Here is a 14,950-nt window from a genome sequence, read left to right on the forward strand (position 1 = left end):
GTGCCCAGGGTGACCGCGACGCCGTCGATGCCCCAGGCGCGGCCGAGGTGGCGGCCGCACCGCCCGGCGGCCGACAGCCCGGACCCGGTGATGTCGGCGCCGTCGGCGGCGGCGAGGCGGGCGGCCTCTTCGGCGTTGGGGGTCAGGAGCCGGACGCCGGGGACGGGGGGTTCGCCGCGCGGGTGCGGGTCCCACACCACCGGGACGCCGGGGGGCAGCCCGGCCAGCAGGGACCGGACGGCGCGGTGCCGGGTGACGCCGCGGCCGTAGTCGGTCACCAGCACCGCCCCGGCCCCGGTGATCGCGGCGGCCACGCGCGGGCCGACGGGCCCGTCCAGAGCCTGCCCCTCCCCGGTGTCCAGCCGCGCCACCGATTGCTCTCCGGAGCGGATGCGCAGCTTGCAGGGGGTGCCGCCGTGCAGGTGGAACGCGGCGACCTGCACGTGCTCCTCCAGCATCGCGCGCAGCCGCCGCCCCGCCTGGTCGTCGCCGAGCGCGGTGACCAGCACCACCTCGCGTCCGGCGGCGGCGGCCAGCAGCGCCGCCAGCCCCGCCCCGCCGGGCCGGGGCCGCTCCTGGGCCTGCTCGACCACGGGCACGGGCGCGTCGGGGCACAGCCGGCTGCTGCTGCCCACGATGTCGACATCCAGCAGCACGTCACCGACCACCACCAGCGGACCGGTCATGGCCGCACCCCCAGCGCGTCGTCGACCGCCCCGCACAGCAGGTGCACCGCGGCCAGATGGATCTCCTGGACGGTCGCGGCGGCCGCGGCCCGCACGGTGATCGCCTCGTCGCACGCCTCAGCGAGAGGATTGGGCCTCGGGCCGGTGATGGCCCACGCGGTGATTCCCAGCCGCCGGGCCCGGTGCGCCGCCGCGATCACGTTGGGGCTGCGGCCGCTCGTCGACAGGCACACCAGCACGTCACCGGGACGGCCGTGCGCCTGGACCTGCCGGGCGAACACGTTGACCGGGCCGTAGTCGTTGCCGATCGCGGTCACCGCCGAGGTGTCGCCGTGCAGCGGGATCGCCGACAGCGGGCGCCGCTCGTCCTCGAACCGGCCGACCAGTTCGGCGGTCAGGTGCTGCGCCTCGGCGGCGCTGCCCCCGTTCCCGCACGCCAGCAGCCGCCCCCCGCCGCGCAGCACACCGGCGAGGCGACCGCCCCACGCCTCGATCGCCGGGACGTGCTCACGGAACCGCAGCGCCGCCTCGGCCAGCGCCTCCAGCCGCCGGTCCCGGGCGGTCGCGGTCCTGGTCTGCGCCGCCGGCGCCGTCATGCCGCCACCTCGCTCAACGCGGCGGCATGCCGGTAGACCTCGGCGGTGCCGGCGGCGACGCGCGCCCACGAGTAGCGGTCGCGTACCCGGTCGCCGCCCGCCGACCCCATCGCGGCCCGCTTGGCCGGGTCGTCCAGCAGCGCCCTGACCGCCGCGGCGGCGGCCTCCGGGTCGCGCGGGGCGACGAGCGTCCCGGTGACGCCGTCCACGACCGTGTCGAGGTGGCCGCCGACGGCGCTCGCCACCACGGGAACGCCGCAGGCCATGGCCTCCAGCGGCACCATGCCGAACGGCTCGTACCAGGGGAGGGTGAGCACGAGGCTCGCCGGCCGCAGCAGCGCGGGGACCTCGTCGCGGCCGAGCCGCCCGAGGAACTCCACGCGATCGGCGACCCCCGCGTCCCGCGCGACCCTGCGCAGCCTGCGCACCTCGGGCTCGCGGTCCAGGTCTCCGCGCGGCGGCCCGCCCGCGACGGCCAGCTCCGCGTCCGGGAGATGGGCGAGGGCCCGGACGGCGGTGTCGACGCCCTTGCGTTCCACGAGCCGGGACAGCACCACGAGCCGGTGCCGGCCGGCGGCCGGGTCCCCGCGGGCCGGTGACCCGCCGGGTCCGAACAGGCTCAGGTCGACCCCGCACGGGACGACCCGGACGCGGTCGCGGGGGACGCCCATCGCGCTCAGCTCGGCGGTCTCGTCCGAGCAGGTGGCGATGACGGTGTCGGCGGCGCGGCCGAGCGCGCGTTCCAGCCGCACCCGTGAGGCCGGACTGGTGTCCTTGCCGCCCTGGTGGCGGCGCTTGACGGTGCCGAGCGCATGGTAGGTCTGCACCACCGGAACGCGACGCGACCCGGGCGGCTGCGCGGCCTGGATCGCGGCGAGGCCGCTCATCCAGAAGTGGGCGTGCGCGACGTCGGGCGGGTCGGCGGCCCAGCGCTGCTCGAGGTAGCGCCCGAAGTCGTGCATCCAGGGCAGCAGGCCGTCCTTGGCGATCCGCTCGGGCGGGCCCGCCGGGACGTGCTCGACGGTCACGCCGGGCGCCGGCCGGACCCGGTCGGGCAGGAAGGGCGCGTCCCGCCGCGTGTACACGGTGACGTAGTGCCCCTGGCGGCCGAGTTCGGCGGCGAGTTCGGCGACGAACACGTTCTGCCCGCCGCCGTCCGCCCCGCCCAGCCCCCTGGCCGCGGGGCCGCACCCGGCGGCCAGGGGGCTGGCGTGCTCGGAGATCATGGCTATCCTCATCGCGTTACCTCCTGGAGAGTCCGCCGCCAATCGCGCAGGAACCGGGGCAGGCCGTACCGCTCGGCGGCGTGGGCCCGCGCCTCCTTGCCCATCTGGCGGGCACGCGGCGGGTCGGCGGCCAGGGTCCGCGCGGCGTCCGCCAGGGTGGCGACGCGCGTGGACAGCACCCCGGCCTCCGGCGGCACCGCCTCGACCGCCTCGGTGGTGGCGAGCGCCACCACCGGCAGGCCGAGCATCATGGCCTCGATCAGCGCGAGGCCCAGGGAGGTCCACCGGTAGGGGTGGACGTAGACGCGGCGGCGGGCGAGTTCCTCGTGCATCCTCGCCTGCGGCAGGTCCTCGAAGGTCCAGAGGGATTCGGGGGCGATGCCGAGCCGGCCGGGGACGCCGGCGACGTTCATCCCGAACAGGTCCAGAGGTACGGCGGCGGCCAGTTCGGGAAGCAGGTCGGTGCCCGCGACGCGCCCGCGGCGCAGCGGGTCGTTGATGACCACGCCCGCGCGCGGCATGTCGCCGGTGTACCGGTGGCCGGGGTCCACGACGCCGTGCTCGACGACCCTCACCGGGGCGCGGCCGCAGTTCCAGAACAGCCGGTTGAAGTGCGTGACGTGCACGACGGGGATGTCGGAGCGGTCGTGCAGGAAGTGGCGGCTGTCGGGGACGACCTCTTCGGGGACGCCGATGTCGGACGGTGTCCGGCGCGGCGTGTCGTGCTCGACGTAGACCGCGGGGACGTCGCGTCCGGGGCGGCGGCCCAGCCACTCCTCGGCAAGCCGCAGTTCGTGCGGCCTTTGCAGGACGACGACGTCCACGTCCTCGTCGCGGAGCCGTTCCGGCGCCACCTCGATCGCGCGGTCCGGCCAGTGGAACGTGCCGGGCCGTCCCTTCCCGTCGGGACCCCGGTCCGGGGTTGCGGGGACGAGCGTGGTCTGCGGGCCGTGGACGAACGACGTCGCCCACGATCCGTGCACATGCCACATCAGGACCCTCATCGGGCGGGCACCTCCTCCACCGACGCCACGATCTCCACGGCGGCGGCGACCTCGTCGGCGCTGACCGACGACAGGCAGGGATGCCCGTCGACCGGGCATTCGCGGGCGCGGCTGTCCTTGCACGGGGCCCCCTGGTCGCCCAGCAGCGCCATCGGGACGCCGAACGGCGCCCACCGGGCGGCCGGCACCGTCGGGGCGAACAGCGACACGACCGGCGTGCCGACGGCCGCCGCCAGGTGCGCGGGGCCGGTGTTGCCGGCGACGACGGCGCACGCGCCCTCCAGCACCGACGCCAGCTCGGGCAGGGACGTGCGCCCGCCGAGATCGAGGCCGTACTCCCCGGCGGCGAACGCGGTCAGCTCCTTCTCGTCGCCGTGCCCGGTGACGACGACGCGGTGGCCCGCCGCGTCCAGCAGGCGCACGGCCTCCGCGCAGCGTTCCGGAGGCCAGGCGCGCGCGGGGACCGACGTCCCCGGATGCACCACGACGTACCCGCGGCCGCCGGTGAGGTGGTCGGTGCCGGGGAGCGGTTCCCGGACCCGCAGCCGGGTGTCGGCCGGTGCCGGGAACCCCGCGTCCTCGGCCAGCGCGAGCATCCGCAGCGGCTCGGGCATGTCCTCGCCCGGCCGGTGCCGCAGGTCGAGCAGCGAACCGGGGTAGTCCTCGCTGATGCCGCCGATCCACGGCGTCCCGGCGAGGCGCAGCAGCAGCGCCAGCGGCAGCGGCGACTGGTGGAACGACGTCAGGATCAGGGCCCGGTCGAACCCCTGGAGCCGGCGCGTCACGGCGTCGATCTCCGACCGCTCGACGGGCACCTCGTCCGGGTCGATCCAGGGGGCGCACCACTCGATGACGGAGTCGACGCCGGGCAGCATGCCGGCGGCGGCGCGGCCGCGCGGCCCGCACAGCAGCACGACCTCGTCGGCGCGCTCGGCCACCGCCCGCACGGCGGGGCCCGCGAGCAGCACGTCGCCGATGTTGTCCTGGCGGGAGACGAGGACCCTCATCGGCGCCGCCTTCCGCCGAGGACCAGATCGACGGCCGCCAGCAGCGTCGGCGCCGTCTCGGCGGCCCGTGCGATCTCCGCCGCCCGGGTGCGCCCGGTCGGGACGAGGATGCCGCGCGCCCCCGCCGCGGCGGCGGCCTCGACGTCGCCGCCGATGTCGCCGATGACGGCGCAGTCCGACGGCGCCACGCCGAGCCGCTCGGCCGCGCGCTCGATCAGTCCCGGGCGCGGCTTGCGGCAGCCGCACGCGTCGCCGCCGTCGTGCGGGCAGAACTCCCACACGTCCACGCGCCCGAGGAGCCGCTCGACCCGCGCGTTGACGCGCCGCACGTCGTCGGCGGTGATGCGCCCCTTGGCCACGCCGGACTGGTTGGACACGACCCCGATCCGCGCGCCGTGCCGCCGCAGCCGGTCCAGGGCGCGCCGCGCGCCCGGCATCGGCTCCACTCGCGCCGGGTCCCCGTTGTAGGGGACGTCCCGGATGAGCGTGTCGTCGCGGTCGAACAGCACGACCCGGGGCCCGGCCCAGGGCCGGGCTCCCCGGTGGGCGGCGAGGCCCCGCGCCCGATGCCACACCGCCGCGGGCGGGATGACGGCGCTGGTCACCGCCATTGCCGTGACTTCGCCCGGTGTGCGTGGCCCCGGCCGGATGCGCTCGTACGCGAACCGGGCGGTCAGCGCGCCCCATACGCCTCCGGCGGCCAGGGCGGCGGCCGCGCCGCGCCTGCCGCGCAGCGCCACGGGAGCCACCGCGGCCAGAGCACCGGCGGCGGTGGTGAGCAGGTGGCGGCGGAGCAGCCCGCGGCCCTCGCCGGCGCGGATGCGCCACGATGGGCCGTGCACCCGCCGCATGAGGACGTCGTCGGCGTTGCCGGCCTGCGCCTTCACCGACGCCCAGAAACCGGCGGGACGGACGGGGTGCGTCAGCCGCCGCTCGCCGGCGACGAGGCGGTGCCCGGCGTCCATGGCGCGCAGCGCGAGGTCCGCGTCCTCGCGGTAGGCGCGGCGGAAGCGTTCGTCGAAGCCGCCGAGCCCGGCGAGCACGGCGCGGCGGTAGGCCATGTCGGCGGTGATCCAGTCCGCGCCGCCGAGCGCGGCCGTGTTGCGCTCCCAGTCCGTCGGGCGCCGGTCCCACGGCAGGGGGACCGTGACCCGGCCCTGGGAACCGCCCACCTTGGGCGGCAGGTCCGCGAGGTCGGCGGCCAGCATGGCGGCCCAGCCGGGCTCGGGTACGACGTCGTCGTCCAGGAAGGCGACCCACTCGGTCGTTGCCGCATGCCAGCCCGCGTTGCGGGCCGCGGCGGGTCCGCGCCCGCCGGAACGGAGCACCCGGATCTCCGGCCCGCCCTCCGCCGGGGCCGACGGCAGGGGGAGCGGCGCGCCCGGCGCGGGACGGTCGTCCACGACGACGATCTCGTGCGGCGCGTGCCCCCGCCCGCCGCTGAGGCCCGCGAGCAGCGCGTGCAGCGTGACGCGCAGGCTCTCCCGGCCGATCGTCGGGATGACCACGGTGCAGCTCATCAAGCGCGCACCTCCCGGCGGCGGACCACGTACGGCCCGATGGCCAGCAGGTCCACCGGGGCCGAGCCGAAGCACTCCAGCGCGTCGCGCGGGTCGTCGACCATGGGGCGGCCGGCGGTGTTCAGGCTGGTGTTGATGACGACGGGCAGGCCGGTCCGGCGGCGGAACTCCTCCAGGAGCCGCGCCACGAGCGGCTCGTCCTCGGCGGCGACCGTCTGGATGCGGGCGGTGCCGTCCACGTGGACGACCGCGGGGATCCGCTCGCGCCACTCCGGCTTCACCCGGTGCACGAAGAGCATGTACGGGCTCGGCAGCGGCCCGTCGAAGACCTCCTGCGCGTGGTCGAGCGCGACCATCGGCGCGATCGGCCGGAACTGCTCCCGGCCCTTGACGTCGTTGAGACGCTCCACGTTTCCCTCATGACCGGGGTGGGCGAGCAGGGAGCGATGCCCCAGCGCGCGCGGGCCGAATTCGGAGCGGCCCTGGAACCACGCGACGATCTCGTTGCGTGCGAGCGCGTCCGCGACGGTCGAGGCCAGGTCGCCGGGCCGCTCGTACGGGATCTTGGCGATGTCGAGCCGGGCGGCGATCTCCCGCTCGTCCCATCGGCGGCCGAGGTCCGCGCCGGGCATGGCCGCCGGCGGGTCGCCGCCGTCCCGGGCCACATGGAGCGCGGCGCCGAGGGCCGTCCCCGCGTCGCCTGCCGCGGGCTGCACCCAGATGTCGTCGTACGGTCCGGCCTCGGCCAGCCGGGAGTTCGCGACGCAGTTCAAGGCGACGCCCCCGGCGAGCATCAGGCGGCGGGAGCCGGTGCGGCCGTGCAGCCAGGACGCCAGGTCCAGCAGCACCTCCTCGAGGCGGGCCTGGACGCTCGCGGCGAGGTCGGCGTGGTCGCGGGTCCATTCGCCGCCGGACGGGCGGGCCTTGGCCAGCGCGCCCCAGTCGATCCCCATGGCGGCGAAGCCGCCGTCCCCGGTGGCGTGGACGTGCTCGCGCAGCTCGTTCAGGAAGCGCGGCTCCCCGTAGGACGCCAGCGCCATGACCTTGTACTCGTCGCTGGAGCGCAGGAAGCCCAGGTGCTCGGTCAGGTCCTCGTACATCAGCCCGAGCGAGTGCGGCAGGCGCTGCGCGTGCAGCGGGGTCAGGACGCCGCCCTCGTACGTCCCCGCCAGATGCGAGTGCGACTCGCCGCGCCCGTCCAGGACCAGGACGTCGCCGTCCCCGGGCGCGGGCGCGGCCAGCGCGGCGGACGCGGCGTGCGCGACATGGTGCGGGACGTACCGCACGATCCCGGGGTCGAGGCCCGGCAGCGCCGTCGACAGGAAGTTCGGAGCCCGCTGCGCGTACAGCGTGCGGAGCCGTTCCCACTGGACGTCGTGCCCGTCGAGGCCGGGCTCGACGAGACCCGGATCGTAGGAGTAGGCGACGGCGTCGAGGTCGCCGGGCTCCAGCCCGGCCTCGTCCAGGCACCACCGCGCCGCCTTCTCCGGCAGTTCCCAGCCGGAGAACGGCACCGGCCGCTTGCCGTGCTTGCGGCGGCTGAAGCGCTCCTCTTCCGCAGCCGCGACGACGGCCCCGTCCGATACCAGCGCGGCGGCCGGGTCATGAAAGATCGCATTGATTCCGAGCACGCGCATGAAAGCCTCGTTTCGGCGCAAGCGTTCGGTGATGTGCCGATGACGTCGTCGTGGGCATCGGCACTTGGCGGTTCTCGCTGGGAGCGGAATCCCCTATAGGTGATTCCGACATAGCCGATAACCGTGGCCCTAAACACTGAAGTCAGGAAAGTCGCTGGAGTGGAGGAATAGCCTGGTGAGAGGCGTGATGCGCGAATAGTGGCGATGGATTCGGGTACCGGCGCTTTCATGCGCTGCACCGTCGTCGTCATCACCAGAGATCGGCGGGCCTCGCTGCTCGCAACCCTCGCGCGTATCCGCGAGATCGCCGAGCCGGCTCCGGTCATCGTGGTGGACAACGCCTCACGGGACGGCACCGCCGACGCCGTCGCGGAAGGATTCCCGGAAATTCATCTGATCCGTTCTCCGCGCAACCTCGGCGCGGTCGCCCGCAACCTCGCGGTCGACCACGTCCGCACCCCGTACGTCGCGTTCAGCGACGACGACACCTGGTGGGAACCGGACGCGCCGTCCCGCGCCGCCGCCCTGCTCGACGCGCACCCGCGGCTCGCGGTCGTCACCGGGCGGATCCTGGTCGAGCCCGGCGGCCGCGAGGACCCGATCGTGCCCGAGCTGCGGGATTCGCCCGTCCCCGGGCCGCCGTGGCTGCCCGGCCCCGCGCTCGGGTCGTTCCTGGCGGGGGCGTCCATGGTCAGGACGGACGCGTTCCGCGAGGCCGGCGGGTTCTCCCCGCGGCTGTGGCTGGGCGGCGAGGAGGAACTGCTCAGCGCCGACCTGATGGGGCTCGGCTGGCAGCTGTGCTTCGCCGAGGACGTCGTCGTGCACCACGCGCCGTCCCCGTTGCGCGCGGCGCACCGGCGGCGCCGCCACGGCATCCGCAACACGCTGTGGTTCACCTGGCTGCGCCGCCCGCTGCCCGCCGCCGTACGCCGCACGGCCGGGCTGCTGCGCACGCTGCCGCGCGACCGCGTCACGGCGGGCGCGCTCGCCGAGGCCGCCGCCGGGCTCGCCTGGGTGGCCCGCGAACGCCGGACGCTGCCACCGGACGTCGAGGAACGGCTCCGGCGCCTGGAGACCTCCCAGCGGGAGTCGACGGCCCGCCGTTACGTGAGCTAGGGAGGCGGCCCCATGCTCGATGAGACCACGCTCGATGAGACCGGGTCCGATGTGACCATCCTGGTCGCGACCCGCGACCGCGCCCCGGAGCTGCGCCGCAGCCTCGCGCACCACGACGCCCCGGTGATCGTGGCCGACAACGCCTCCGCCGACGGCACCGCGGCCGCCGCCGAGGAGGCCGGCGCGACGGTGCTGCGCCTGCCGCGCAACCGCGGCGCCGCGGCCCGCACCGTGGCGGCCAGGCACGCCTCGACCCGCTACGTCGCGTTCGCCGACGACGACTCGTGGTGGGCGCCCGGCGCGCTGGACCGCGCCGCGGAGATCCTCGACTCCCACCCGCGGACGGCGCTGCTCGCGGCCCGCGTGCTCATCGGCGGGGAGGAGCGGCCGGAGCCGGTGTCGGAGCGGATGGCCCGCTCGCCCCTCGGCCGGCCGGACGGGCTGCCAGGCCCGGCCGTCCTCGGTTTCCTCGCCTGCTCGGTCATCGTCCGCCGCGAGGCGTTCCTCGGCGTGGGCGGCTTCTCCGACGTCCTGCACTTCGGCGGGGAGGAGGAACTGCTCGCGCTCGACCTGGCCGCCGCGGGCTGGGGGCTCGCCTACGTGCCCGAGCTCGTCGTCCACCACCATCCGTCCGGGGTGGGCCGCGACCCGGCGGCGCGCCGCCGCCGCGAGGCGCGCAACCGGCTCCTGACGGCGTGGCTGCGCCGCCCGCTCCCGGCGGTCGCCCGCTCCGCCGCGTCGGCTCTCGGCAGCCGCGACGGTCGGGCGGGCCTCGTGGACGCCGCCCGCGCCCTGCCCGCGCTGGCCGGCGCACGCCGCCCCGTCCCGCCCGCCGTGGAGGCGGACCGCGCACGGCTGACCCGCTACTGAGGGTCCCGTGGCTCCCGCGTCCGGGTGCGGCGGCGGGCGATGACGACCAGGTCGATCGCGGCGATGACGGCGATGGCCGCGCACACGGCCGCGACCGCCCACAGGCCGCCGTCGCCTTCGCGCTGCGCGGTCAGGGCGAACAGCACGGCGGCCGCCGCCGTCCCGAGGAGGGCGATCCCCGACAGGATCGCCCGCAGCCGGAGCGGGCTGCGGGCGGTCAGCGGCTCGCGCCCGCTCGGCTGCCGGTCACGGTAGCGGCCGCGCGAGCCGGGGCCGCGCCACCCGGGATCGCGCCACTCGGGCGCTGTTCCATCCCGGCCGTCCTGGTCGGGCCCGTGGGGGCCGGGGGAGGTCACGGGGTCACCTCCCGAAGGTGCCGACGAGGGTCCCGGACGCCACGAGCTTCTCCGTGAGGGCTTCGCGCAGGTCCTCGGCCGTGAACCCCGGCCCCAGCCCGGAGGGTTCGGACAGCCCGTAGAGCCGGAAGAAGTACCGGTGCGGGTCGTCGCCCGCCGGGGGCTTCGGGCCGCCGTATCCCTCGGCGCCGAAGTCGTTGCGCCCGGCCACCGCGCCGGTCGGCTGCTCGCCGGCCTCCATCCCCGTCTCGGCGGGGTCGATGCCGGCGAGCAGCCAGTGCGCGAAGGTGCCGGTGGGGGCGTCCGGGTCCTCGCAGGCCAGCGCGAACTCCACCACCTCCTCGGGGGCCTGCGACCACTCCAGCGGCGGCGAGAGGTCCCCGCTGTCGTGCGAGTACTCCGACGGCATGAGCGTGTGATCGTTGAACGCGGCGCTGCGCAGCATCATCTCTTCCATGCGCTGCTCGTGCCCCGTCATGCCCGGTCGATGCACACGCCCGGTGGTCAGCCCGCGCTGGAGGCCGCCCAGATGTTGATCCCCGCCTCGACGGCGTCCCGGTCGATCGCGGCGAGCTCGTCCGCGGTGAAGTCCAGGCGGTCGAGGGCCGCGAGGTTCTCCTCCAGCTGCGCGACGCTGCTCGCGCCGATCAGCGAGGACGTGACCCGGGCGTCCCGCAGCGACCACGCCAGGGCGAGCTGGGCGAGCGACTGCCCGCGCCCCTCGGCGATCTCGTTCAGCGTCCGGACGTGCTCGACGTTCTCCTCGGTGAGCAGGCTCGCCGAGAAGGACGTGCCCTTGCTGGCCCGCGACCCCTCGGGCACGCCGCCGAGGTACTTGCCGGTCAGCATCCCCTGCGCCAGCGGCGAGAACGCGATGCAGCCCACGCCCTCCCGCCCGAGCGTGTCGAGGAGGCCGCCCTCGATCCACCGGTTGAGCATCGAGTAGGACGGCTGGTGGATCAGCAGCGGCGTCCCCATCTCCCGCAGGATCGCCGCCGCCTCCGCGGTGCGCTCGGGGGAGTAGGACGAGATCCCCGCGTACAGCGCCTTCCCGGACCGGACGGCGCGGTCCAGCGCGCCCATCGTCTCCTCCAGCGGCGTCTCGGGGTCGAAACGGTGGCTGTAGAAGATGTCGACGTAGTCCAGGCCCATCCGGCTCAGCGACTGGTCGAGGCTGGCCAGCAGGTACTTGCGCGATCCCCACTCACCGTACGGGCCCGGCCACATGTCGTAACCGGCCTTGGTCGAGATGATGATCTCGTCCCGGTACGGCGCCAGGTCCTCCCGCATCAACCGGCCGAAGTTGGTCTCCGCCGAGCCGTACGGCGGCCCGTAGTTGTTGGCCAGGTCGAAGTGCGTGACGCCGAGGTCGAAGGCGCGCCGCAGGATGGCCCGCTGCACGTCCAGGGGCCGGTCGTCGCCGAAGTTGTGCCACAGGCCGAGTGAGATCGCCGGGAGCCGGAGCCCGCTGCGCCCGCACCGCCGGTAGGGGGTCCGCTCGTACCGGTCGCCGTCCGCCACATAAGTCATGGTCACGAGTATCCCAGCGCCGCCGGGCTTGCCGGACGCCCCCCGGATCGGCCATCATCGGTCCATGATCTCCAGGAAGGGCGGTCTCCGCCCGGGCCGTTGAGCCCCGCCGAGCCGGTCCGGGAACCGGCCCTCGAAACCCTGCCCTCCCCGCGGCGCATGCGGGAACTGGCCCTTCGCGCCCGGAACCTCGCCGGGACCGCCGAACTCCGCGACCTCCTCGCCGGCCTGTCCGCACGCGGGCGGTACGAGCGCCGGATCGCCCTGCACATGGCCATGGCGGCCCGCGAGCTCCCGTACGTCGAGGGAGTGCTCGCCGGACCCGACATGGTGCTGCGGCGCGCGGCGCTCCGGGCCGTCCGGACCCTGCCCGTCTCCGACGACGCGGCCGCGGCCGTCCTGGACGACGCGCCCGCCGGCCTGCGCCGGGCGTTCTACCGGACGCTCCGCCACGCCCGCCGCGCCGGCCTCGCCGACCGGCTCCTGCCGGACGTGCGGGCCCGCTGGGGCGACCGGGAGGCCGCCGCCCTGCTGCCCGCCTGCACGGGCGAGGCCGTCGCGCGACTCCTGCCCGAACTGGCCCACGCCGTCACGTCCTGGCGCGCCCTGGCCGGACGCCACCCCGGGCCCTTCCTCGCCCACGCCCACGAGCACGTGTCCGAATGGTCGTGGTGGCGGCAGTGCAAGGCCGGACTTCCCGCTCTGGCGCGGCAGGACCCGGCGGCGCTGCTCGACCTGATCGAACGGGACGGCTCCCGCCGGCCCGCCGCGCACCTGCCCGCCGCGGCCGTCCCGGCGCTGTTCAGGGTGGACGCGGTCCGGGCCGCCCGGGTGGCGAGGCGGATGGGCCGCCGCCGCGGCCGCACGCCGTGGGCGTACTTCGCGTACGTGAGCCGCCTCCGGGCGCCGGAGCTCCGCGAGTTCCTGCCGGACGACCCCTACTGGCTGGGGGAGGTCCTCGTCCACGTCCCGCCGGGCCGGCGCGCGGAGGTGTTCGACCTCGCGCAGGAGGGGTACGGCCGTCCGCCCAGGGGAGTGCGGAACCTTGCGCTGCTCGGCCTCCTGCCGCCGGACCGGGCGGCGGCCGAGGCCCGGCGGATGCTGGAGTGGCACGGCTCGGTGTGGCATTCCGCGCGGTCCCGGCTGGACGATCCGCAGATCCCGCTGAGACTGACCGCCCACCTTCCCTACGAGGAGGCCGCCGGACCAGTCCGGGACGCGGCGTTCGGCGGCGACCCGCGCCGGCGCGGCCTCGCCCGCGCGCTGCTCGTCGAGCTGACCGCCCGGACCGGAGACCCGGCGCTCCTGCTGAGCCTGGTCACCGAGCTCGCCGGCCGCACGCGAAACGAGCGGGACCCGCTGAGAACGGCGTTCATCGAAGCGCTGGCCTCGGTGCCGCTCCGGCTGCTGGACGGCGCGTTCGCCGCGCCCCTCGCCGGGATCGCCGAGCGGGCCGTGACGGCACGCGACTCGTCCGCGGCGACCCGGCGGACGCTGCGCGACCTCGCGGACCGGATGCTCCGCCACGCGGGTCCGCCCGCCCTCACCCGCTGGGCCTTCGACGTCTACGCCGGGCTGGTGGCCGGGCACGGGACCGAGGCGCTCGACGGCCACCGGCTCGACCGGGTGCTCCCGCGCGGCGGGGAGCGCGACCTGGTGGACGTCCTGCGCCCGCACCTGCGAGACCACGAGACCGTCGTCGCCCTGGCCCGCTCGCTCGGGCGGCGGGCGTTCGCGCTGGCCGACCTCCAGGACGACCTGCGCGCGGCGGTCCTCGACGCGCGCGAGCCGCTCGCCCGCGAGGCGGCGGCGCTGTGGCTCGCCGACCCGGCGCCGCGCGAGGAGCGCGCCGCGGAACTGCTGGCCGCCGACGCCACCGCGATCGTCCTGCCCGAGGTCTGGCGCGTCGTCGCCGGCCGCCGCACCGACCTTCTCGAGCCCGCCCTGGACGGCGGCCGGGCGGGCCGGTTCGAGACCGCGGAATGGGTCCCGGAGGTCCGGCCGCGGGACCCGGGCCGCTGGACACCGGCCCAGATCGAGCGCGTGCGGGCGGAACTGGCCTCGGCCGTCCGGGACGAGCGGAGACCGGCCGACGCCAGGATCGGCGCCGTGGGCGGGCTCGGGCGGCTGCCGGGCGGTCTCGGGGACCTCGTGCCCTGGGCCGGACGGGAGGACGAACCCGTCCTCGCCGAGGCGGCGCTGGAGGCGATCGCGGCCGCCGACCGTCCGGCCGAGGCCCTCGCGGTGCTCCTCCTCCACGCGCGCGGCCCCCGGTCGGCGGTGGCGGTCGCGGCGATGGGACCGTGCAGCGCCTCGGTGCCGCCGTCCAGGCTCGGGCCTGTCCTGGCGGACGCGCTGGCGGGCCGGGACGGGAAGGTGACCGCCCGCAAGGAGGCCGCCCGGCTGCTCGAACGGCTGCGGGTCCCGGCCGCGGCGGACGTCCTCCTCCGCGCGTGGAGCGACCCGGGCCTGCACCGGGACGTCCGGGTCGCCGTCGCGGCGGCGCTGCGCCGCATGCCCGAGGACCCCCGCGCTGTCGCCGCGCTGGGCGACGCCGCGGGTCCCCACGCGTCGGAGCCGCTGCTGCGCACGCTCTGCCAGGCCAAGCCCTCGGAGTACGCCCCCGCGCACCGGCCCCCCTATGCCGCGCTCGTCCGGCGGCTCGTCTCCGCCGCGGACGGCCCGGGCGTGCGGTTCCGGACGTCCAAGGCGTTCGGCGCGTGGGCGCCCTGGTACGAGGAAGGGTTCGCGGAGATCTTCGCCGCCGTCGCGGATCCGGACGACCCGGCCGGGGACGGCGAGCTTCCGGTCCTGCACGCGCTCGTGCGGGCGGGTTCGGCGGGGGAGGAGGCACTGGACGTGCTCTCCGCCCTGCTGGCCGCCGAGATGAGCGACCGGGCACGGTCGCGGGCGACCGCGATCGCGAACGTGATCGCCCACCTGCCCGCCGGGCACGCGAACGCGCCGCTGGGCCGCCGCGCGGTCCGGATGCTCGCCGCGAATCCGCTCTACGTCGCCCAGGCCGTGGAGGCGGCGGTGAGTTCGGCCCACCTCACCGAGGACGGCGTCACCCCCGAGCGGATCGCCGGCGAGGTGGCCGCCCTCGCGGACCTGCTCCACGACCGCCCCTTCCTGGCCGCCCGGGTCGCCGACCGCCTGCTCCGGGCGGTCGGCGGTCACCGCCCGCCGCAGGCGGGCGGGCACGCGCGGCTGCTGCCCGCCGCCCGCCTGCTCGCCGGCCGGGACGACGCCGTGTCCCATCTGCTGGCCGTCACGCTGGTGCGGCGGGCGGGGCCGGAGGCCGGGTGGCCGGACGAGTGGCGCGGCCTCCTCGGCGAACTGCGCGGCTCCCCGCACGTGGAGGCCGGCCAGTCCGCCTGGGACGTCGCGCCGGCGCCGTGA

13 protein-coding genes are annotated in these 14,950 nt (G+C 76.5%); 3 read left to right on the forward strand and 10 right to left on the reverse strand.

Annotated features, from left to right (window positions below; genetic code table 11):
- The 7 genes from E1285_RS07400 to E1285_RS07430 form a co-directional block, all read right to left on the reverse strand.
- Positions 1–686: PfkB family carbohydrate kinase (locus tag E1285_RS07400; RefSeq protein ID WP_243722619.1), on the reverse strand; the 686-nt coding region annotated here is incomplete at its 3' end.
- A complete protein-coding gene (locus tag E1285_RS07405) occupies positions 683–1,282 on the reverse strand; it encodes an SIS domain-containing protein (RefSeq protein WP_132149444.1) in 600 nt (199 codons plus the stop codon). The genes E1285_RS07405 and E1285_RS07400, both read right to left, overlap by 4 nt.
- A complete protein-coding gene (locus E1285_RS07410; RefSeq protein WP_132149446.1) occupies positions 1,279–2,520 on the reverse strand; it encodes a glycosyltransferase in 1,242 nt (413 codons plus the stop codon). The genes E1285_RS07405 and E1285_RS07410 overlap by 4 nt, the downstream gene beginning before the upstream one ends.
- Positions 2,517–3,512 (reverse strand): glycosyltransferase family 4 protein, encoded by a 996-nt coding sequence (locus E1285_RS07415; RefSeq protein ID WP_132149448.1) that lies wholly within the window; start codon positions 3,510–3,512, stop codon positions 2,517–2,519. Before E1285_RS07415 ends, E1285_RS07410 begins: the two co-directional genes overlap by 4 nt.
- On the reverse strand, positions 3,509–4,519 hold the full coding sequence (locus E1285_RS07420; RefSeq protein WP_132149450.1) for a glycosyltransferase family 9 protein: 1,011 nt from the start codon (positions 4,517–4,519) through the stop codon (positions 3,509–3,511). The genes E1285_RS07415 and E1285_RS07420 overlap by 4 nt, the downstream gene beginning before the upstream one ends.
- Positions 4,516–6,039, reverse strand: coding sequence for an HAD-IIIA family hydrolase (locus E1285_RS07425; RefSeq protein WP_132149452.1), 1,524 nt, complete (start codon positions 6,037–6,039; stop codon positions 4,516–4,518). The genes E1285_RS07420 and E1285_RS07425 overlap by 4 nt, the downstream gene beginning before the upstream one ends.
- Positions 6,039–7,676, reverse strand: a complete 1,638-nt coding sequence (locus E1285_RS07430) for a carbamoyltransferase C-terminal domain-containing protein (RefSeq protein WP_132149454.1) — start codon at positions 7,674–7,676, stop codon at positions 6,039–6,041. Before E1285_RS07430 ends, E1285_RS07425 begins: the two co-directional genes overlap by 1 nt.
- A 204-nt stretch (positions 7,677–7,880) precedes the next feature.
- On the opposite strand from E1285_RS07430, the gene E1285_RS07435 reads away from it, so the two are divergent.
- Together E1285_RS07435 and E1285_RS07440 are read left to right on the forward strand one after the other, a co-directional pair.
- The gene (locus E1285_RS07435; RefSeq protein WP_132149456.1) at positions 7,881–8,792 is read left to right on the forward strand and encodes a glycosyltransferase; all 912 of its coding nucleotides are present in this window, start codon (positions 7,881–7,883) and stop codon (positions 8,790–8,792) included.
- Positions 8,793–8,804: 12 nt separating this feature from the next.
- Positions 8,805–9,662, forward strand: a complete 858-nt coding sequence (locus E1285_RS07440) for a glycosyltransferase family 2 protein (protein ID WP_132149458.1) — start codon at positions 8,805–8,807, stop codon at positions 9,660–9,662.
- Here E1285_RS07440 and E1285_RS46485 read toward each other — a convergent pair.
- From E1285_RS46485 to mgrA, 3 genes are read right to left on the reverse strand one after another with little or no spacing between them, the layout of a single operon-like run.
- On the reverse strand, positions 9,656–10,018 hold the full coding sequence (locus tag E1285_RS46485) for a DUF6343 family protein (protein WP_207946461.1): 363 nt from the start codon (positions 10,016–10,018) through the stop codon (positions 9,656–9,658). The genes E1285_RS07440 and E1285_RS46485 overlap by 7 nt on opposite strands.
- A gap of 4 nt (positions 10,019–10,022) precedes the next feature.
- A complete protein-coding gene (locus tag E1285_RS07450) occupies positions 10,023–10,496 on the reverse strand; it encodes a YbhB/YbcL family Raf kinase inhibitor-like protein (RefSeq protein ID WP_243722620.1) in 474 nt (157 codons plus the stop codon).
- Positions 10,497–10,522: 26 nt separating this feature from the next.
- Complete coding sequence (gene mgrA, locus E1285_RS07455) at positions 10,523–11,548, reverse strand: L-glyceraldehyde 3-phosphate reductase (RefSeq protein ID WP_132149460.1); 1,026 nt, start codon at positions 11,546–11,548, stop codon at positions 10,523–10,525.
- A gap of 99 nt (positions 11,549–11,647) precedes the next feature.
- On the opposite strand from mgrA, the gene E1285_RS07460 reads away from it, so the two are divergent.
- Complete coding sequence (locus E1285_RS07460; RefSeq protein ID WP_132149462.1) at positions 11,648–14,950, forward strand: hypothetical protein; 3,303 nt, start codon at positions 11,648–11,650, stop codon at positions 14,948–14,950.

The organism is Actinomadura sp. 7K507 (assembly GCF_004348425.1).
In the GTDB taxonomy this organism is placed as follows: Bacteria; Actinomycetota; Actinomycetes; order Streptosporangiales; family Streptosporangiaceae; genus Spirillospora.

What these genes read in the sequence shown, in the direction of transcription:
- E1285_RS07435 (WP_132149456.1), top strand. Translation starts at nt 7,881, where the DNA reads ATGGATTCGGGTACCGGCGCTTTCATGCGCTGCACCGTCGTCGTCATC.
- E1285_RS07415 (WP_132149448.1), bottom strand. Translation starts at nt 3,512, where the DNA reads ATGAGGGTCCTGATGTGGCATGTGCACGGATCGTGGGCGACGTCGTTC.
- mgrA (WP_132149460.1), bottom strand. Translation starts at nt 11,548, where the DNA reads ATGACTTATGTGGCGGACGGCGACCGGTACGAGCGGACCCCCTACCGG.
- E1285_RS07405 (WP_132149444.1), bottom strand. Translation starts at nt 1,282, where the DNA reads ATGACGGCGCCGGCGGCGCAGACCAGGACCGCGACCGCCCGGGACCGG.
- E1285_RS07410 (WP_132149446.1), bottom strand. Translation starts at nt 2,520, where the DNA reads ATGAGGATAGCCATGATCTCCGAGCACGCCAGCCCCCTGGCCGCCGGG.
- E1285_RS07430 (WP_132149454.1), bottom strand. Translation starts at nt 7,676, where the DNA reads ATGCGCGTGCTCGGAATCAATGCGATCTTTCATGACCCGGCCGCCGCG.
- E1285_RS07425 (WP_132149452.1), bottom strand. Translation starts at nt 6,039, where the DNA reads ATGAGCTGCACCGTGGTCATCCCGACGATCGGCCGGGAGAGCCTGCGC.
- E1285_RS07450 (WP_243722620.1), bottom strand. Translation starts at nt 10,496, where the DNA reads ATGACGGGGCACGAGCAGCGCATGGAAGAGATGATGCTGCGCAGCGCC.
- E1285_RS07440 (WP_132149458.1), top strand. Translation starts at nt 8,805, where the DNA reads ATGCTCGATGAGACCACGCTCGATGAGACCGGGTCCGATGTGACCATC.
- E1285_RS07420 (WP_132149450.1), bottom strand. Translation starts at nt 4,519, where the DNA reads ATGAGGGTCCTCGTCTCCCGCCAGGACAACATCGGCGACGTGCTGCTC.